The following is a 19,254-nucleotide window of genomic DNA, read 5'->3' as shown; positions in this document are numbered from 1 at the left end:
GCGTGAGTTTTTTTCCTCGGAACTGTCATGACCGATAAGACCGATGCGCACCACTCCCGGGATGACGGGCTGCCCGATCCTGTGATGGAAGGCCCCGGTCTGTTTGGCGACGCCGCTCCAGCAGTCCCCGCCCCGGCCTCTCCGCCTCAGAACACCTCTCCCTACCGTGTTCTGGCGCGCAAATATCGCCCCACGACGTTTGATGACCTGATTGGTCAGGAAGCCATGGTCCGCACCTTGCGGAACGCTTTCGCGCTTGGGCGCGTGGCGCATGCCTTCATGCTGACAGGCGTGCGCGGGGTCGGCAAAACCACCACCGCCCGTATTATTGCCCGTGCGCTCAACTGTATTGGCCCGGATGGCAACGGTGGTCCCACGGCAGACCCGTGCGGCGTGTGCACCAACTGTGTGGCTATTCTGAATGACCGGCACCCCGACGTGCTGGAAATGGACGCAGCCTCCCGCACCGGCGTAGATGACGTGCGCGAGATTATTGAGGCCACGCGGTTCCGCCCCATGCAGGGCCGCATGAAAGTCTTCATCATTGATGAAGTGCACATGCTCTCGCGCAACGCCTTCAATGCGTTGCTCAAGACGCTGGAAGAGCCGCCGGCACAGGTCACCTTCATTTTTGCCACCACGGAACTGCGCAAAGTGCCGGTTACGGTGCTGTCCCGCTGCCAGCGGTTTGACCTGCGCCGCGTGCCGCAGGCCGATCTGGCCGCACTCTTTGCCCGTATTGCTGAAAAAGAACATGTCCGGCTGTCCGAAGATGCACTGGCGCTGATTGCCCGTGCAGCGGATGGCTCCGTGCGTGACGGACTGTCCCTGCTGGATCAGGCCATTGCGCAGGGTGAGGATGAAGCCGAAATCGGTGCCTCCGTCGTCAGTGACATGCTGGGGCTGGCTGACCGGCAGGTAGTGTTTGACCTGCTGGACGCCGCCATGACTGGCAAGCCCGATCAGGCTCTGGCGCTGGCCGATGCGGCGCATGCTCGCGGGGCTGATCTGGGGCTGGTTCTGGGCGATATGCTGGATCTGATCCACACCATCTCCCGCCTGCGGGCCGTGCCGTCCCTGCGGGATTCGGCCGAAATGCCGGAAGCCGAGCGGGTGCGCGGCACCGAGATGGCCGAAGCTTTTCCCGTGCCGGTGCTGATGCGCGCCTGGCAGATGTTGGTGAAGGGCCTGAAGGAAGTGGAAATGGCATCAGACCGCCGCGCTGCGGCGGATATGGTGCTGATCCGGTTGTGTTACGTGGCGGATCTGCCCTCGCCGGAAGATCTGGTGCGGCGGCTGTCCGGGCAGGGGGGCGCTCCGGCTCCCTCTGGAGCCCAGGGCGGGGCTGCAGGGCCGGAGGGGAATGCGCCCTCCGCTCTGAGTGAGGCCCGGTCTGACGGCGGCAGATCGGGCGGACAGGAAGGCCCGCCACCCCTGCGGATGGTCGCAGGAACGTCGGTTACGACCAGCGCGCCCGCTGTTGCGTCTGCCGTTGCCGTGCAGGAGCCAGAGGCTGACGCAACGCCATCCCCCGAGCCGGAAGTTGTGGCCGCGCCCGAACCGCAAGGGCCGGTGGTGCCGCGCACATGGCGTGAGGCAGTTGCTTTGGTCAAAGGCCGGCGCGAGGCTCTGCTCCACGGGAATTTGCGCAACGGCGTGCATGTGGTGTCCTTCGCGCCCGGTGCCATTACCATGCGGATGCAGCCCGGCCTGCCTGCGGATTTGCCGCGCCAGTTTCAGAAAGTGCTGGAAAGCGCGTCTGAGATGCCCTGGCGTATTCGCCTCTCTCAGGAGGAAGGCGAGCCGACGCTGGATGAGCAGGGCGCGGAAATTATCCAGTTCCAGCGGCGCACCGCACAGGCGCATCCGCTGGTAAAGGCCATTCTGGCTGTCTTCCCGGATGCTGAACTGGGAGACGTGCAGGATCATGCTCTGGATGAGTATGGTCTGCCGCCGGAAGAGCCCCCGGAACTTGTCTTTGCTCCGCTTGACGCTGAGCTGCTGGACGAGGATGAACGACCTTCCGACCCGGGGCTGTCGATAGACTAGACCGAACAAACAGGCTGCACTGGTGCAGCCAGATAGGAGAGATGCTGTGAAAAATCTTGCCGGACTGATGAAGCAGGCCACTCAGATGCAGGCCAAAATGGAAGCCATGCAGAGCTCGCTGGAAGCCATGAACATTGAAGGCTCCGCAGGTGCGGGCATGGTGAAAGTTGTGCTGAGCGGCAAGGGCGACATGCGCTCCATCCAGATCGATCCCAAGCTGGCTGACCCGGCAGAAATGGAAATGCTGCAGGACCTGATTATGGCGGCCTGCGCTGATGCCCGCACCAAGCTGGACGCAACAGCAGCGGAAGAAATGCAGAAAGTCACCGGCGGCCTGAACCTGCCTGCTGGTATGAAACTCCCGTTCTGACCAGACGTAGCGCGGCATGGGCGGGCATGAAATAGAGCAGCTGATCAGGCTTTTGGGGCGGTTGCCGGGCTTTGGCCCGCGCTCTGCCCGCCGCATTGCCCTGTTTCTGCTACGTGACCCGCAGGCGCGCCTTGTGCCGCTGGCCCGTGCGCTGGAGCGTGCGGGAGAGGCCGTAAAAACCTGTTCCACCTGCGGCAATCTGGACACGGTTGACCCCTGCCATATCTGCACGGACCCCTTGCGGGACCCGAGCGTGGTGTGTGTGGTGGAAACGGTGGGAGACCTCTGGGCGCTGGAGCGCGCGGGAGTGCACCGTGGCGTGTATCAGGTGCTGGGGGGCACGCTTTCCCCTCTGGCCGGGATCGGCCCGGAAGATCTGAATATCAGCCCGCTGCTGGAGCGGCTGGAGCAGGGCAGCGTGCGGGAAGTCATTCTCGCCCTTGGCGCGACAGTAGAGGGAGCGACAACCATGCACTGGCTGATGGACAAACTGGCTTTTTACGAGGGCGTGACTGTAAGCCGCGTGGCGCAGGGTATGCCAGTGGGTGGTGCGCTGGATGTGCTGGATGATGGCACGCTGGCCGCAGCCCTTGGCGCACGGAGGCCAGCATGAACGCGCCCGAGACCAATGCCTTTGTGCCGCTGAGCGTGTTCCCCATTTCCCCCGCTATGCCGCGCCGTGCTCTGGTGACGGGCGGCAAAGCGCGTCTGGGGCGGGCTATTGTGCTGGCTCTGGCTGAGGCCGGGTTTGATGTCGCTATCCATTACCGGGGAGACCGGGATGGGGCAGAAGAAACGCTGAAAGCTGTCGAGGCCCGTGGGCGCAAAGGCTGCCTGCTGCAAGGCGATCTGGCGCGGGAGGAAGAGGTGACCCCGCTGATCCCCGGTGCCATGGAGGCTCTGGGCGGCCCGCTGGGTGTGCTGGTGAATAATGCCTCCACTTTTGAGCGTGATGAGTGGGACAACACCACGCGGGAGAGCTGGGTGGGGCATATGAAGCCCAACCTGCGCGCGCCGTTTGTGCTGATGCAGGCTTTTGCCAAAGCCCTTCCGGCTCAGGCGGAGGGGATGATTCTGAACATGCTGGATGAGCGCGTGTGGTCTCTCACGCCGCATTTCATCAGCTATACCGTCTCCAAAAGCGCCTTGTGGACGTTGACGCAAACCATGGCGCTGGCGCTGGCACCTAAAAAAATCCGGGTGAATGCCGTCGGCCCCGGCCCGGCGTTGCCCAGCCCGCGCCAGACCGAAGAGCAGTTTGCAAAGCAATGCGCCTCGGTGCCGCTGGGGCATGGGACCTCACCGGAGGAAGTGGCGCGGGCGGCGCTGGCCCTGCTGGCCCTGCCGTCTGTCACCGGCCAGATGCTGGCGCTGGATGGCGGGCAGCATCTGCAATGGTCACCGGCTCTCCCGCCCGGTGCGGTGCTGGAAGAATAGGACACATGACAATTTTTGCTCCCTGGGCGGACCAGCCGCCGTTGCGCCATCTGTTTTTGAAAAACATGGTGCTGGATGCCCATATCGGCGTGTTCCCGCACGAGCAGGGGGTCACGCAGCGTATTCGCGTGTCCGTCTCCTTCGGTGTGGTGGACAGGAATGATCTGGAAGTCGGCGCAGATGACCTGAGTCGCACAGTTTCTTACGAGGACGTCGTGCTGCTGGTGCGTCGTATTGTGCAGGAAGGCCATGTGCAGCTGGTGGAAACGCTGGCTGAGCGTATTGCCGCAGGCGTGCTGGCGGATACCCGCGTGCGCGTTGTGCGTGTGCTGATTGAAAAGCTGGATGTGTTTGAAGAAATTGAAGCCGTGGGCGTGGAAATAGAACGCCGCGCGTAAAAGCCGGGCACAAAAAAAGCCCGGCAGAAGCGGGCTTTTAAAGGCACATCACGATAGCGTGATGTCTGGCTGAGCAGGGGCCGGGGAAAGCCCGACGCCCTGAGGCGAATCAGGAATCGTGTTCGTCCGAATCCGTGCTGACGTCGATGTCAGAGCTGATGTCATCATCATCATCGTCCAGATCGGACGTGTCTTCCATCACATCATCGCCATCGGTATCGGCATCTGTGTCGATATCGATATCTTCATCTTCTTTCTTGGCCGGAGCCGGTGTGTCTGCATGCGGTGTCAGACTGTCCGTGCTGCGACGCAGGCGGGAGACGAGTTCCGGCTGTTCCGTGCCACATTTCGGGCAAACGGCGGGAGACCTGTGCAGGTCATAGAAGCGGGCACCGCAGGACACGCAGACGCGTTTGGTGCCGAGATCGGGCTGGGACATCTTGCTACCTGTCGATCCTGGTCAGACATTGGGACAAAGCGTGTCCCGGAAAAGGACGATTCCCTTCAAACCGCGGCGCGGAAGGAAAACGATCCAGACGTATTAAGGCGAGGCCACATGCCATTGCACAGGTGTCCTGTCAAACCCTGAAGCACCGGTTACGCATATTTTTACGCAAAAAAGACGCCGTTTTCCCGCGTGCCGGATTGACTTACGGCAGGACAAGCCGGAATGAAATGACCATGACACAGCCTTCTGCTTCCCCCTCCAGCGCTCTGCGTGTTTCCCGCCCAGCTTCGTCCCTCAGCGGCAAAATTGCCGTGCCGGGTGACAAATCCATCAGCCACCGCGCCCTGATGTTTGCAGCGCTTGCCAAAGGTGAGACGCGCATTGTGGGCCTGCTGGAAGGCGAGGATGTGCTGCGCACTGCCGCCGCCATGCGGGCGCTTGGCGCAAAAATTTCCCGGGAAGATGATGGTCGCTGGCATGTGCATGGCTGCGGGCTTGGTGAGTTGCAGGAACCCGCAGATGTGCTGGACATGGGCAATTCCGGCACGGCGGCGCGTCTGCTGTCCGGCCTGCTGGCCAGCCACGGCATTATGTCCGTCATGACCGGGGATGCCAGTCTCCGCCGCCGCCCGATGAAGCGCGTGATGGACCCGCTGGCAGGCACAGGGGCGACGTTCCTTGCGCGGGAAGGCGGGCGTCTGCCGCTGGCCATTCAGGGTAACGCGCAGCCGGCACCACTGTCCTACCGTCTGCCGGTGGCGTCCGCGCAGGTGAAATCCGCAGTTCTGCTGGCGGGCCTGAATGCGGAAGGTGTGACGCAGGTGGAAGAACCTGTGCCGACCCGTGATCATACCGAAAACATGCTGCGGCACTTTGGCGCGCACGTCACGGTGGACGAAACGCCGGACGGTGGGCGCATTATCCGGCTGGAAGGCAAGCCGCGTCTGGTGGCGCGGGATGTAACTGTGCCGGGTGACCCGTCTTCTGCCGCTTTTGTGCTGGTGGCGGCCCTGCTGGTGCCGGGGTCTGATGTGTTGATTTCCAATGTGGGGCTGAACCTGCTCCGCACCGGCCTGTTCACCACCTTGCGGGAAATGGGCGGGCGTCTGGATATTCTGGATGAGCGCACCGAGGGTGGCGAGCCGGTGGGTGACCTGCATGTGCGGGCCTCCTCGCTTCAGGCCGTGGATGTCCCGGCAGATCGCGCACCGTCCATGATTGATGAATACCCCATTCTCGCCGTGGCCGCGGCGTATGCCTCGGGCATTTCCCGCCTGCGCGGGCTGGCTGAACTGCGGGTGAAGGAAAGCGACCGTCTGGCGTCCACGGTAGCGCTGCTGGAAAATAACGGCGTGCGCACCCGCATTGATGGGGATGACCTGATTATCCATGGCACTGGCGGCCATATTCCCGGCGGCGGTCTGGTGGAAACCCATATGGACCATCGTCTGGCCATGAGTGCCTCTGTGCTGGGACTGGTGACGGAAAAGCCGGTGGATATTGATGATACCGCGTTTATTGACACCAGCTTCCCCGGCTATTTCACGCTGATGAACAGCCTTGGTGCAGGGTTTTCAGCATGATGCGCGGCGGTCCGGTTCTTGCGGTTGATGGCCCGGCAGCGGCAGGTAAAGGCACGCTGGCCAAGCGTCTGGCAGCAGAACTGAACCTGCCATATTTGGATACAGGCCTGCTCTATCGGGCTGTGGGGCGTCTGGTGCTGGATGCCGGGCAGGACCCGGCAGCTCCGGCAGAAGAGTTTGCCCGCACGCTGAAGGCGGAAGATACCCAGCGTAAAGACCTGCGCACGCAGGAAGTAGCGCGTGCCGCCAGTCAGGTTGCATCCCAGCCCGCAGTGCGTAGTGCACTGGTGGAAACGCAGCGTCGGTTTGCGCAGGCGCGTGGCGGGGTGCTGGATGGCCGGGATATTGGCACGGCCATTTTCCCGGATGCGGACGTCAAACTGTTCATCACGGCCTCTCCGGCTACGCGGGCGCTCCGCCGCTTTTTGCAGTTGGGGGAAGACCCGAAGGTGGAGGGTGCGGAGGCGCGTCTGGCCGAGATGGCAGCGGCTTTAAAAGCACGGGACGCGGCAGATGCCGGGCGCGAAGCGGCCCCCATGCAGGTGGCTGCCGATGCGGTGGTAATTGAGACCGACACACTCAGCGCGGATGCCGTTCTGGCCGAAGCGCTGCGGGTTGTGCGGGAGCGACTCGGCACCCACGCAGGCTGAGGTCTTGCGAGGGCTGCAAAAAGAAGTTCTCGCGAAATCAATAATTTTACCGCCACCCTCCATCAAAATCCGCCGGATTGTGTTGACAAGCCGCCGGTGGTGGGTGTCTCTGCCCTCAGATGCCTGTTGTTTGCAGCGGGTTTCCTTTTCAGTCAGGGTCGCGGGAACCAGACGGGCCAGAGGGTCCGTTCCCTTTTCCGCGGCAAGTCGTGCTGCCGGCAGGCGGTGCGCAGGAAGTGTCGGCTGCATTTTTCGGGCCGACGCAGGATTTACAGTTACACATGGCTTCAGCCGCAACCCCGGCCACGGATCATTTCCGTGGCGAAGATTTTGCTTCCCTTCTTGGCGAGACCCTCGGCCGCGATACCGGCTTTGACGGGTCCGTTGTGCGTGGGCGCATTGTCCGCCTGACCGACGAATTCGCGATTGTCGATGTTGGTCTGAAGAGCGAAGGCCGCGTTTCCCTGCGCGAATTTGCTCCTCAGGGTGTTACACCCGATGTCAAACCGGGTGACGTTGTTGAGCTGTATGTTGAGCGTTACGAAGACCGTGACGGCAGCATCGTGCTCTCTCGTGAAAAAGCCCGCCGTGAAGAAGCCTGGACGAACCTTGAAAAAGCGTTCGAAGCAAACCAGCGCGTCAACGGCACCATCTATGGCCGCGTTAAAGGTGGCTTCACGGTTGATCTGGGTGGCGCCATGGCGTTCCTGCCCGGCAGCCAGGTTGATATCCGCCCCGTGCGTGACGTCAGCCCGCTGATGGGTGTTCCGCAGCCGTTCCAGATCCTGAAAATGGATCGTGCACGAGGCAACATCGTTGTCTCCCGTCGTGCTGTTCTGGAAGAAACCCGCGCAGAACAGCGCAGCGAACTGATCCAGGGCCTGACTGAAGGCATGATCCTGGACGGCGTTGTGAAGAACATCACCGATTACGGTGCGTTCGTTGACCTCGGCGGCGTTGACGGCCTGCTGCATGTGACCGACATCGCATGGAAGCGCATCAACCACCCGTCCGAAGCTCTGCAGATCGGCCAGCCGGTACGCGTGCAGGTTATCCGCTTCAACCCGGATACGCAGCGCATCTCCCTGGGCATGAAGCAGCTTGAAGCTGATCCGTGGGAAAATGTTGCCCTGAAGTACCCGCCGGGTGCGCGTTACACGGGCCGCGTGACCAACATCACCGATTACGGCGCATTTGTTGAGCTGGAGCCGGGCGTTGAAGGTCTGGTGCACGTTTCCGAAATGTCCTGGACGAAGAAGAACGTCCATCCGGGCAAGATCGTTGCGACTTCTCAGGAAGTCGACGTGATGGTTCTGGATGTGGACAGCGCGAAGCGCCGCATCTCTCTGGGCCTCAAGCAGGTTCAGCGCAACCCGTGGGAGCAGTTCGCGGAAGAGCACAAGATCGGCTCCACCGTAGAAGGCGAAATCCGCAACATCACCGAGTTCGGTCTGTTTGTTGGTCTGTCTGCAGACATCGACGGCATGGTTCACATGTCCGACCTGTCCTGGGACGAAACCGGCGAAGAAGCCATGAAGCACTACGAAAAGGGCCAGGTTGTCAAAGCCAAGGTTCTGGACGTGGATGTCGAGAAAGAACGTATCTCTCTCGGTATCAAGCAGCTTCAGGAAGATCCGGCAGCTGACGTTCTGACGAGCGTTCAGAAAGGTGCCATCGTGACCTGCACCGTCACCGCAGTTCAGTCCAACGGGATTGAAGTGAAGGTTGACGACGTTCTGACCGGCTTCATCCGTCGTGCTGAACTGGCCCGTGACAAGGCTGAGCAGCGTCCGGAACGCTTTGCGGTTGGTGAACGCGTTGATGCGAAGGTGGTCTCTGTTGACCGTGCCGCTCGCAAGCTTGCGCTGACCATCAAAGGTCGCGAAGTTGAAGAAGACAAGCAGGCTATCAACGAATACGGCTCATCTGACAGCGGTGCGTCTCTCGGTGATATTCTGGGTGCGGCAATTCGTCGTCGTAACACGGATAGCTAAGACAGTCGGACCTGAGGGTGGAGCGGCCTTCTGGCCCGCCTCGCCTGATGGAAGAGTGTTAAAGCAAGCCTCGAAAAAGGCGGTGTCGGAAACGACGCCGCCTTTTTTGTGTTCTGCTGCCGGGGAGTGCTCATCCTCGGATTTGTGACTAGCAGGCACAGAAGACGGGGTTGTCTGGTTGGGGCGTGCGTGAGAGCGTGGACCACCCTTCAGGCAGGAGTGATGCTTCCATGACGTCTCGCCCGTTTTCTGGCCCTTCGCTTCCCTCTTCTTCCCTGGCGCTTTCGGCCCGGAGTCCGACGCGGGACACACAAAGCGCTGTGGGAAGAGAGTTGGATGGCGGAAAGAACTCTGGGTTGGAGCGGTCAGGAGGCTCTGAAATGGCAGGGCAGGGTGAGGGGCGGCCTCTCAGACGCAGGCGGCTTTTACAGTCCGTGATGCTGGGTGGCTGTGCCCTTCCTGTTGCGGCAGGTCTGCTCCGGCCGTCTGCGGCGCGGGCTGCGCAGGAGGCAGGGAGCGGTGGCGGTACGCCAACAACCGGCGTGAATGGTGATCAGGGTTATGAACCTGCCGGGTCCTTTGAAATTGTCGCGGATTTTTATGGGCCGGGTCCCTCCGGTGTGGTGGTCACGGATTCCGGGCGCATTTTTGTGGGCTTTCCGCGGCATGCGGTGAACCATAAAGGGGCAACGCTGGGAGAGCTGGTGCAGGGGCGTGTTGTGCCCTGGCCAAGCGCTGACCTCAGCCTCCCCTCAGCGGCGGCCCCGGCAGACCGGCTGATGTCGATCCATGGCATGACCATGGATACGCAAGGCCGGGTCTGGGCGATTGATGATGGCAAACTGGCTGGCCAGCCCTTGCAGCCGGGGGCGGCGAAACTGGTCTGCTTTGACCCGCAAACCAACCGGCTGGTCCATAAAATTGTTCTCAAGGCTCCGGCTCTGCTGCCGGACAGCCATATGAATGATCTGCGCGTGGACATGACGCACGGGCCAGCGGGCACAGCCTTTGTGACCGATAGCTCCTTTGGGCACAGTCCTGCTCTGGTGGTGGTGGATATTGCCTCAGGGCGTCAGCGCCGTGTGTTAGCGACGCATCCCTCCACGCAGGCGGAGCCGGGGTTCATGGCGGTCGTGGAAGGAGTGCCGCTGGTCTACACCCCGGGCAAGCCGCTGCGCTTTGTGGTTGGCGGGGCGGATGGCGTCACGCTGAGCCCGAACAGTGACCGCCTGTTTTACGCACCTCTTACCAGCCGTCGGCTGTATAGCCTGCCCACCGCTTTGCTGGCCGATCCGACTGTGAGTGAGGCCGCGCTGGCGGCAGCCGTCAAAGATGAAGGGGAGAAGGGCACGGCTGACGGGCTGGCGACCGATGCGCAGGGGCGGATTTATACAACCAATTTTGAGCAGGATTGTATCTTGCGGCGCAATACGGATGGCTCATTTGACCTGATGGTGCATGACCCGCGTATTCTCTCGCCTGATGGGATTTTCTGCACCAAAACGCATGTTTATTGCACCTTGGGGCAATGGAACCGTCTGGCCAGCTTTAACGGTGGGCAGGACAAAAGAAAGCCGCCCTACCACCTGATCCGTTTCCCGATTGAGCCGGTGCCTGCGTATAATACAGAACAGAAAATCTGATTTCTTCCGATCAGTTCATCTGTTTGCGGTTTTGACTATGCCGGGTTTCAGAAATCCATTCCCGTGCCGCTTTGTTGTGCGGCTTACAGCGCGGACATGTGCAGGTAGAGAAGCTCAAGAAAATCAGCCAGAGGTTTCAGGGGTTTTTTCTGTTCAAGGCAGTCTTTTGCAAAAAGAAGCGCTGCCTTCTGGCGTGTGGTGCGGGTTGGCTGGTCTGTCAGGACAGAGAAATCTGCAACATGCGCGTAGCCAATGCTGCGGCGGATGATTTCAGCGGCACAGAATCCTGCCATATCCTGAAAAATGTTTTGTATAAAAAGAGACTTTTCAAAATTCTGTGTCGATTTGTCTGTGGTTGCGTAATAGAGGGTTGAACGATCCTCTGCCCATTCTCTCTCCTGCCACAAGGCAAGGAAGCGTTTTTTGAAACTTGTCCAGAATGTCTGGATCATATCCAGATGCAAAGCCTGACCGGCACGATCGGATGTGGCGAAAAGACTGAGAATAAGATTGCCGACAAACAGTCCCGCATCAAACCCGATAGGTCCATAGGTGGCAAATTCCCCGTCAATAATCCGGGTGTCAGTGCCCGTCGTCATGATGGAGCCTGTATGCAGGTCCCCATGCAGAAGAGCCTGCGGAGTGCATAAAAAGCGCAGACGGAGACTATCAATACGGGCTTGCACTGCCGGACTGGTGCGCAGGGCGGCAACAATCGGGGTGAGTTGCGGGTCTGCCCAGTGGTTGCGCGGGTGGTCGTGGTATGGGTCCGTCAGAACCAGATCGACCGTAATGCGGGTCAGGGTCTGGTTGCGGGCAAAACAGATCCGCCGATCCATAATGCGTTCAAACGGTTCCGCCAGCAGGGATGTCGCGAACGTGCTGCGGGCGACAAAATCACCAACCTGCGCCGCAACAGCAGGGTGATAATGTCCGGCCATCATGGCGGTCCGCATCACCGTGTGTCCGGACAGGCTGGGGACAATCAGAATGAACTGCTCAGGGTCAAAATGCAGACACTCTGTGGTCAGGTCTGGCACATGTGGAAAGACGGCGCGCAGATAGGCGGCTTCAAAAAACGTACGGTCCAGCGGCATTTTCCAGGATGGGTCAACCCGCACATGCGGCAACGCCTGCTTGAGGCAGACACCGCCCTCCGGGCCTTCTGCCACAAACACCATGTTGAGGTTGCCATCACTGACTTCCCACACGCGCCATTCGGCTGGTGTGCCGCCAAGGCGCGCTGCAAGAGGGGGGAGGGAGGCAATAACCGTCCGGACGCCTTCAAGGTCCAGAGTGGTGTAGGGAGAAGCCTGCTGCAATTCTGGCGTCGTCATGATGACTCTGTTTTTCCGGGCTTAGTCATGCCGTGTGGATGAAGGCTGCCCACACAGCAAAGGAAATGCACGGACAGGGCGTGTCACCCTGTCCGAAAAACACCTTAATCCAGACAGGCCTGTTTGAAAGCCTTAAACGCGTGAGCACGGTGGCTGATGGCGTTTTTCTCGGCTTCTTCCATTTCGGCAAAGGTCCGGCTTTCCCCCGTGGGGGTAAAAATCGGGTCATAGCCATGGCCTTTTTCACCGCGCGGTGGCCAGGTGATGCTGCCATCCACACGGCCTTCAAAGCTGTGGGTGGTGCCGTCGGGCCAGGCAAGGCACAGCACGCAGATAAACCACGCATCGCGTTCGTCCGAGCCAATGCCTTCTTCAATGCGCGCCATGGCGGCAGGGAAGTCCTTGTTCGGGCCAGCCCAGCGGGCGGAGTAAATGCCCGGAGCGCCGCCGAGTGCGCTGACGCACAGGCCGGAATCATCTGCCAGAGCGGGCAGGCCGGTGGCTTTGGCCGCAGCCAGAGCCTTAAGCGCCGCATTGCCGGCAAACGTGGTGGCGGTTTCTTCCGGTTCTGGCAGATTGAGGTCCCCGGCAGACAGCACGGTGACTCCAAAATCCGCCAGCAGCGTGGAAAATTCTGCCAGCTTGCCGGTATTATGGCTGGCCAGAACCAGTTTGCTGCCAGCCTCCAGTTTGCCGTGCGTCATGTTAGCGGTTCTCCGCCGTTTCAACGGCCAGTGTCTGGGCGTCAAACAGAACGGACACGCCGGTGCGGGCCAGAGCAAACAGCTCGTTGAAGGCATCTTCCGTGAACGGTGCCTCTTCTGCGGTGCCCTGAATTTCCACAATGCGGCGGTCGGCGGTCAGCACGAAATTGGTGTCGGCTGCGGCAGCGCTGTCTTCTTCATAATCCAGATCCAGAACCGGGCCGGCTTTGGTCAGGCCGCAGGACACAGCGGCAACCTGTCCGCGCAGCGGCATGTGGCTCAGCACGTTTTTGGCCACCAGCTGGCCAAGGGCCAGACGCAGGGCGACCCATGCGCCGGTAATGGAGGCGCAGCGCGTGCCGCCATCGGCGTTCAGCACGTCACAATCCAGCGTGATGCTCATTTCACCCAGAGCGGCCAGATCCACTACGGAGCGCAGGGAGCGGCCAATAAGGCGCTGGATTTCCTGCGTGCGGCCAGACTGCTTGCCCTTGGCGGCTTCACGGTTGCCACGGGTGTGGGTGGCGCGGGGCAGCATGCCGTATTCTGCCGTGACCCAGCCGGTGCCTTTGCCGCGCAGGAAGGGCGGAACCCGGCTTTCAACACTGGCGACGCAGAGAACTTCCGTCCCCCCGACGCGGATCAGCGCCGAGCCTTCCGCGTGGCGGGCAAAGCCGGTTTCAATGGTGACGGGGCGCATCTGGTTGGGCTGGCGGCCGGAGGGACGCATGGGAAGCTCCTTAAGAAAGATTATTCTCTGCACATAAAGTGCTTTTGGCGGGAGCGAAACCATGGAGCCGTTTCATTGTTTTTCTTGTCATGCAGGACGGAGATGCGCAGAAGCAGAAGAGTCCTGTTGTGAAGGAGGAGCCTGACCCTCATGAAACGTGGTCTGCGACCTGCAAAACCCGTTCTGCCGCCGGGGCTGGATTCCCGGTCCGCCACCATTCTGCGTGAAATTGTGGAGGAATATGTGGCCAGCGGGGAGCCTGTGGGGTCCCGCACGCTGTCCCGTCGGCTCGGGTTGCCGTTGTCTCCGGCCACCATTCGCAATGTCATGGCGTCTCTGACCGAAGCAGGCTTGCTGTTCTCCCCCCATACGTCCGCCGGACGCCTGCCGACGGAAGCCGGGCTGCGCCTGTTCGTGGATGGTTTGTTGCAGTTTGGCAGTCTCTCGGAAGAGGAATGTCGCGCCATCGGGCAGTCGCTGGAAGCGCGGGGGCGGTCCTTGCAGGATACGCTAACGGAAGCATCCTCCCTGTTGTCCGGCATGTCTGATGCGGCCGGGCTGGTGATTGCGCCAAAAGGTGAGGGTGGCGTCAAACATATTGAATTTGTGGCGTTGGGCGGAAACCGGGCGCTGGTTGTGCTGGTGGGCACGGATGGGCATGTGGAAAACAGGGTGATTGAAACACCCGTTGGCATGCCGCCCTCTGCACTGGTGGAGGCCGCAAACTATCTGAATGCCCACACGATTGGGGCGACCCTCCCGGACCTGCGGGAGCGGGTCGGGGCGGATATTGCCGAAAATCGCAGCGCTTTGGATCAACTGACAGCCGACGTGGTGGAAAGCGGTCTGGCGATCTGGGGGGGCGGCGGAGATGAACGCGGCGGCACCCTGATTATTCGCGGGCAGGGCAAATTACTGTCGGATGTAGACGGGCAGGAGCGACTGCTGGCCATTCAGGCCTTGTTTGACCGGCTGGAGCGGCAGGAAACTATGCTGCGTCTCTTGGAATTGGCGGAACATTCAGAGGGCGTGCGTATCTTTATTGGTGCGGAAAGCGGGCTGTTTGGCGGCACCGGCATGTCGATGGTCGTGGCCCCGGCCCGGAATGAGGCCAATCGGATTGTTGGCGCGATTGGTGTCATTGGCCCCACACGCATCAATTACGGTCGGATTGTCCCGGTTGTGGATTATACGGCGCGTTTTTTGGGTGAAATGCTCGGTTAAGGGCAAAATTCGCCATCATCTGGTCAGGAAGGGCGACGAGACTGAAGACGGCAGCGCATGAGAATGGTAAAGGACCAGCATGACAAGAACTCCGTCTTCTGGTGAACCCGGGTCTTCTTCCAATAAAAATGAGGGAAGAGACGCATCTTCCCGACATGGTCCCGCATGGCGCAGGCCGCGTTTCCGCCAGTGGCGAGGGCTGCTTGGTACCGTCGCGGCTCTGGCGCTGGTGGGTACCACGGGGGCGGTCGTCCTCATCTGGACCCAGTACGAAGGGATTGTGGCCGATCTGCCAACGGTTGAAGGGCTGCGCACCTATCAGCCGCCGGTGATGAGCCGCCTTTATGCGTCGGATGACCGGCTGATTGCCGAACTGGCCGATGAGCGCCGCGTGTTTGTGCCCTCCAGCGCCATCCCGGACCGGGTGAAAAACGCCTTTATTGCTGCGGAAGACCAGAAGTTCTGGACCCACAAGGGCGTGGACCCCATGGCGATTGCCCGTGCTGGTCTGACGGATCTGACGCGCGGCAAGGGACGCAGGCCGATTGGTGCGTCCACCATCACGCAGCAGGTGGCGCGCGTCATGCTGCTGGGCAGTAATGCAGTCTCCATGAAGCGAAAGGCCAAGGAAGCCTTCCTCGCCATGCGGATTGAGCAGGTTCTGCCCAAGGAAAAAATTCTCGAAATCTATCTGAATGAAATCTATCTGGGCAGCGGTGCTTACGGGATTGGCGCTGCGGCGCAGACCTACTTCAATAAACCGCTGGATCAGCTGGATGATGCGGAAGCGGCCTTCCTGGGTGCGCTGCCCAAATCGCCCACCAATTACAATCCGGTTCGTTTCCCTGAGGCCGCCCGTGGCCGGCGGAACTGGGTGCTGGAGCGTATGGCCGAAACCGGCGCGCTGACGCATGAAGCAGCGCGCGCTGCCGAGGCTGAACCGCTGATCCCGCATACGTTTGTGCGCCCCGGTCCGGCTCCTGGCTCCGAGTGGTTTGCTGAGGAAGTGCGCCGCCAGCTGCTGGAAAAATACGGTCAGGACATGACCATGCAGGGCGGACTGGATGTGCATACCAGTCTGGACCCCGCCCTTCAGCTGACAGCGCAGACCGTGCTGCGGCAGGGGCTGATGGCGTATGACCGTGCGCATGGTGGCTGGCGTGGTCCGGTGAAGCATCTGCAAACCGTCAGTGCCTCTTCATCTGAGGCAGAATGGGTTGCTGCCCTGAATGCGGAAGCTGTGCCGCTGGGCATGCTGGACCAGTGGCGTCTGGCCGTCGTGCTGGACCCGGCGCATGGTCGTGTTGGCTGGCTGGAAGGTGCTGTTGTGCGCCGTGGAGCCGCCATGCAGGGCGGCACACCGCAGACGGGTGCGATTCAGGATCGTGATCTGTCCTGGACCCGGCGTTTCCGGCTACTGAAAGCGGGCGATCTGGTGATGATCGAACCGCAGGCCGGAAGCAGCCGCGTGGCCTTGATGCAGGTGCCGCATGTAGAAGGTGCCGTGGTGACGCTGAATGCCCGCACCGGGCGTGTTATGGCGCTGGTAGGCGGCTGGTCGTTCCAGACCTCGCAGTTTGACCGTGCCACGCAGGCGCTGCGTCAGCCCGGTTCGTCCTTCAAGCCGTTTGTCTATTTGCAGGCCATGGAACAGGGCATTTCGCCCTCGCAGTCGTTTGATGATTCGCCGGTGTCTTATGGCACCTGGCACCCGAACAACTACGAGAAAGATTTCTGGGGGCCGACCTCTCTGCATGACGCCCTGCGGGAATCCCGCAATCTGGTGACCATCCGTCTGGCAGCCCATATCGGCATCAAGAACGTGGCGGATCTGGCGACCCGAATCGGGCTGGTGGATTCCATGCCGCACGTGCTGCCCGCAGCGCTGGGGGCCGTGGAAACCACAGTGCTGAAGGAAGCAGGAGCCTACGCTTCCCTTGCGGCAGGTGGCCGGAAAGTCACTCCTACCCTGATTGATGATGTGCAGGACCGTGAAGGCCATGTGATCTGGCGGCCGGAGGGCATTTCTCTGGTGTCCGCGTCTGCGCAGACAGGGGATGCTGCGGCCACGCCGCCCGTACCCGGCCAGCCTTCGGATGCCGATGCCATCTTCCCTGATGCGCCCAAGGGGCAGGACGCAGGCAAGGTTCCCGCACCGGCCGCAGCGCCTGTGCAGGATAATGCCGTCAAGATCATCATGCCGGGGCAGGATGAGATTCCGGAAGTGCAGGATAATCGCCCGCGTGTGGCCTCGGAGCAGAGCGCATTCCAGATTACGACCATGCTGCAGGACGTCATCCGGCGTGGAACCGGCGTGCAGGCCGGGAAGGGGATTGATAACCCCGTGGCTGGCAAAACCGGCACCAGCCAGAACTTTAATGACGCATGGTTTGCAGGTTATTCGCCTGATCTGGTGACGGTGGTGTGGATCGGATTTGATACGCCGGAGTCACTGGGTAAGAACGAAACCGGCGGGGCTATTGCCGGGCCGATCTGGAACAAGGTGATGAAAACAGCACTTGAAGGGCGGCCGAAGCTGGATTTTGCCGCGCCGGAGGGGGTCACGCTGGTGCGGTATGATACGGGTCGGGGTGTGGCGATTGATGCCTTTAAACCGGGCCAGATTCCGGGTGTGAGCGTCAGTCTGGCGGATAACGGCGCCTCGCATGAGCTGACGGCGGCGGATACGGGTGCGGAAAACATGCCGGATTCGGAAAGTGATATGGCGGCCGGTGCCGGTCAGTCTGGCACAGGCGCCGCCAGCCCCGGTCAGACTGCAACACCGGGTGCAGCAAAAGCGCCCCCTGCCGCGTCCGGGGGTGACATTGGCATGGGCGGCCTTTATTGAGGCCGTTCACACGTAAGAATTTTATAAAGACCTGATGGAGAGACGGCCCGATGTCGGCTGAGACAGAAGCCCTTAATGACCAGATCAAGCAGTCGGTTGCACTGCTGAGGAGGCATCTTTAACTGGGATGTCGCCCAGGCTCGACTTGCCGAACTGAACAACCGGGCAGAAGACCCGGATTTGTGGAATGATTCCGACGCCGCCCAGAAGCTGATGCGTGAACGCACCCTGCTGGCCGGGCAGGTGGAAGGCGTGCAGAAGCTGGAAACCAGCGTGCAGGACGCCTGTGAACTGGTGGAACTGGCGGAAGCTGAAGGGGATGCGGAGATTGTGGCGGAAGCTACAGCAGCCCTGAAGGCGCTGGCGGAAGAAGCCAAACGCCGTGAGACCGAAAGCCTGTTGTCTGGCGAAGCGGATAGCAACGACTGCTATCTGGAAGTCAACGCCGGTGCCGGGGGTACGGAAGCGCAGGACTGGGCAGAAATGATGCTGCGCATGTACACCCGCTGGGCGGAAGCTCATGGGTACAAAGTCACGCTGATGGAAAGCTCGGAAGGTGAACAGGCCGGGTTGAAGTCCGCCACCATTCTGGTTTCCGGCCCGAATGCCTACGGCTGGCTGAAAACTGAGGCCGGGGTGCATCGTCTGGTGCGTATCTCCCCGTTTGATGCCGCGGCACGCCGCCAGACGTCCTTTGCATCCGTCTGGGTCTATCCGGTGATTGACGATTCGATCGAGATCGAAGTGAACGATTCCGACCTTAAGGTCGATACGTTCCGCGCTTCTGGCGCGGGTGGTCAGCACGTTAACAAGACCGATTCGGCCATTCGTATTACCCATATGCCCACGGGTATTGTGGTGGCGTGTCAGACCGACCGTTCCCAGCATCGCAACCGCGCAACGGCTATGCAGATGCTGCGGGCCCGTCTGTATGAGGCGGAACTGCAGAAGCGTGAAGCTGCGGCAGCGGCAACAGAAGCCGCCAAGACAGACATTGGTTGGGGGCACCAGATCCGCTCTTACGTTCTGGCCCCGTACCAGATGGTGAAGGATCTGCGCACCAACGTGGAAACAGGGAACCCCAGCGCTGTGCTGGATGGGGATCTGGATGCGTTCATGGCAGCGGCCCTTGCGGCCCGGGTTGGGGCAACGCGTTCTGAAGCGAGTGCCAACGCGCAATAAACTGCACGTTTATGAAGTGTTAAAAAACGGGCCTCTTCGGGGCCCGTTTTTTTATATTGCGTGGATATGGGGAACCACGACAGATTCATGAACGTTACAAAGAATTTTTTTTTAAATAAGACTGGGCTCAAAACAGGCAGAGAGGCGTCTGTTTTCGAGGCATCCTGACAGAAAGTGGCTTTTTTCTGCCGATTTGTGCGCGGTGCCTGTTTTATGAGCCTTCTGCTCCCAAACAAGGCAGCGTTCATTTTCGATCAAGAACATTCTTGACATATTTGCTGTCAAATTGCCCAATCAGGGTCAGGAAGATGGCAGCCATGCAGCTCTGTCAGTCTATTCCAGTGCTGAGGCACGAAATGTTGGTGCAGGGCCATCAGTTTTTGATGCCATAGATCAGGTGATGGCGCTGGCCAGTGTTTCTTTGGCTGGCGTGGAAGAAGGAGGATGTAGAAATATGAAGGACCACGCGCAACAGCAACAGAGTCCGGTGCGCTTTGTCATCGGAACAGGAGCTGTTGTCGGTGTTGTTGCTCTGCTGGTTGTGATTCTGCTGCATCTCTTGGCGGTTATGGGACTTATGTACGGCATGGGAACGTCTGCGAGCGTTCCGGTTACGCATCCGCCGATCAAGACCAGAATTCTGCCACCACCGCCACC

The 19,254-nt window shown here is 60.6% G+C and carries 16 protein-coding genes and 1 pseudogene; 13 read left to right on the top strand and 4 right to left on the bottom strand.

Annotated elements, in window-relative coordinates:
* Positions 1 to 27 precede the first annotated feature (27 nt).
* The 5 genes from AD928_RS10345 to folB are packed head-to-tail and all read left to right on the top strand — an operon-like array spanning position 28 to position 4,254.
* Positions 28 to 2,049, top strand: coding sequence for a DNA polymerase III subunit gamma/tau (locus AD928_RS10345; RefSeq protein ID WP_062250344.1), 2,022 nt, complete (start codon positions 28 to 30; stop codon positions 2,047 to 2,049).
* A 46-nt stretch (positions 2,050 to 2,095) separates the two neighbouring features.
* The gene (locus AD928_RS10340) at positions 2,096 to 2,419 is read left to right on the top strand and encodes a YbaB/EbfC family nucleoid-associated protein (protein ID WP_043550420.1); all 324 of its coding nucleotides are present in this window, start codon (positions 2,096 to 2,098) and stop codon (positions 2,417 to 2,419) included.
* A 16-nt stretch (positions 2,420 to 2,435) separates the two neighbouring features.
* The gene (gene recR, locus AD928_RS10335; RefSeq protein WP_062250342.1) at positions 2,436 to 3,032 is read left to right on the top strand and encodes a recombination mediator RecR; all 597 of its coding nucleotides are present in this window, start codon (positions 2,436 to 2,438) and stop codon (positions 3,030 to 3,032) included.
* Between the two features lie 23 nt (positions 3,033 to 3,055).
* On the top strand, positions 3,056 to 3,856 hold the full coding sequence (locus tag AD928_RS10330) for an SDR family oxidoreductase (protein ID WP_082779411.1): 801 nt from the start codon (positions 3,056 to 3,058) through the stop codon (positions 3,854 to 3,856).
* Between the two features lie 5 nt (positions 3,857 to 3,861).
* The gene (folB, locus tag AD928_RS10325; protein WP_043550422.1) at positions 3,862 to 4,254 is read left to right on the top strand and encodes a dihydroneopterin aldolase; all 393 of its coding nucleotides are present in this window, start codon (positions 3,862 to 3,864) and stop codon (positions 4,252 to 4,254) included.
* Between the two features lie 109 nt (positions 4,255 to 4,363).
* On the opposite strand, the gene AD928_RS10320 is transcribed toward folB, so the two are convergent.
* On the bottom strand, positions 4,364 to 4,693 hold the full coding sequence (locus AD928_RS10320; RefSeq protein ID WP_062141136.1) for a TIGR02300 family protein: 330 nt from the start codon (positions 4,691 to 4,693) through the stop codon (positions 4,364 to 4,366).
* A 236-nt stretch (positions 4,694 to 4,929) separates the two neighbouring features.
* Between AD928_RS10320 and aroA the strand changes: the two genes are divergently transcribed.
* The 4 genes from aroA (at position 4,930) to AD928_RS10300 (ending at position 10,572) form a co-directional block, all read left to right on the top strand.
* A complete protein-coding gene (aroA, locus tag AD928_RS10315; protein ID WP_197463940.1) occupies positions 4,930 to 6,285 on the top strand; it encodes a 3-phosphoshikimate 1-carboxyvinyltransferase in 1,356 nt (451 codons plus the stop codon).
* On the top strand, positions 6,282 to 6,935 hold the full coding sequence (locus AD928_RS10310; RefSeq protein WP_062250339.1) for a (d)CMP kinase: 654 nt from the start codon (positions 6,282 to 6,284) through the stop codon (positions 6,933 to 6,935). The genes aroA and AD928_RS10310 overlap by 4 nt, the downstream gene beginning before the upstream one ends.
* A 281-nt stretch (positions 6,936 to 7,216) precedes the next feature.
* On the top strand, positions 7,217 to 8,929 hold the full coding sequence (rpsA, locus tag AD928_RS10305) for a 30S ribosomal protein S1 (RefSeq protein ID WP_062250337.1): 1,713 nt from the start codon (positions 7,217 to 7,219) through the stop codon (positions 8,927 to 8,929).
* Positions 8,930 to 9,309: 380 nt separating this feature from the next.
* Complete coding sequence (locus tag AD928_RS10300; RefSeq protein ID WP_062250335.1) at positions 9,310 to 10,572, top strand: L-dopachrome tautomerase-related protein; 1,263 nt, start codon at positions 9,310 to 9,312, stop codon at positions 10,570 to 10,572.
* 83 nt (positions 10,573 to 10,655) lie between these two features.
* Here the strand turns inward: AD928_RS10300 and mtnK are convergent, their stop codons facing one another.
* From mtnK to rph, 3 genes are all read right to left on the bottom strand, one after another.
* Positions 10,656 to 11,909 carry an S-methyl-5-thioribose kinase gene (mtnK, locus tag AD928_RS10295; RefSeq protein ID WP_062250333.1) on the bottom strand — a complete coding sequence of 418 codons (1,254 nt, stop codon included), beginning with the start codon at positions 11,907 to 11,909 and terminating at the stop codon, positions 10,656 to 10,658.
* Positions 11,910 to 12,013: 104 nt separating this feature from the next.
* The gene (gene rdgB / locus AD928_RS10290) at positions 12,014 to 12,613 is read right to left on the bottom strand and encodes an RdgB/HAM1 family non-canonical purine NTP pyrophosphatase (protein ID WP_062250332.1); all 600 of its coding nucleotides are present in this window, start codon (positions 12,611 to 12,613) and stop codon (positions 12,014 to 12,016) included.
* Position 12,614: 1 nt separating this feature from the next.
* Complete coding sequence (rph, locus tag AD928_RS10285) at positions 12,615 to 13,343, bottom strand: ribonuclease PH (protein ID WP_062141126.1); 729 nt, start codon at positions 13,341 to 13,343, stop codon at positions 12,615 to 12,617.
* Between the two features lie 150 nt (positions 13,344 to 13,493).
* Between rph and hrcA the strand changes: the two genes are divergently transcribed.
* From hrcA to AD928_RS10265, 4 genes and pseudogenes are all read left to right on the top strand, one after another.
* A complete protein-coding gene (gene hrcA, locus AD928_RS10280; protein WP_062250330.1) occupies positions 13,494 to 14,567 on the top strand; it encodes a heat-inducible transcriptional repressor HrcA in 1,074 nt (357 codons plus the stop codon).
* 79 nt (positions 14,568 to 14,646) lie between these two features.
* A complete protein-coding gene (locus tag AD928_RS10275; RefSeq protein WP_062250328.1) occupies positions 14,647 to 17,415 on the top strand; it encodes a penicillin-binding protein 1A in 2,769 nt (922 codons plus the stop codon).
* 50 nt (positions 17,416 to 17,465) lie between these two features.
* A protein-coding gene (gene prfB, locus AD928_RS10270) for a peptide chain release factor 2 (RefSeq protein ID WP_156470181.1) occupies positions 17,466 to 18,597 on the top strand; the annotation gives its coding sequence in 2 pieces (ribosomal slippage) (positions 17,466 to 17,534 and positions 17,536 to 18,597; 1,131 coding nt in all).
* 286 nt (positions 18,598 to 18,883) lie between these two features.
* Positions 18,884 to 19,254 (top strand): annotated as a pseudogene (locus tag AD928_RS10265) (hypothetical protein); the annotation flags it as partial.

Source organism: Acetobacter cerevisiae (assembly GCF_001580535.1).
Lineage (GTDB): Bacteria > Pseudomonadota > Alphaproteobacteria > Acetobacterales > Acetobacteraceae > Acetobacter > Acetobacter cerevisiae.
The sequence above is the reverse complement of the archived record's forward strand: the minus strand, read 5'-3'. Positions and strand labels throughout refer to the sequence as shown.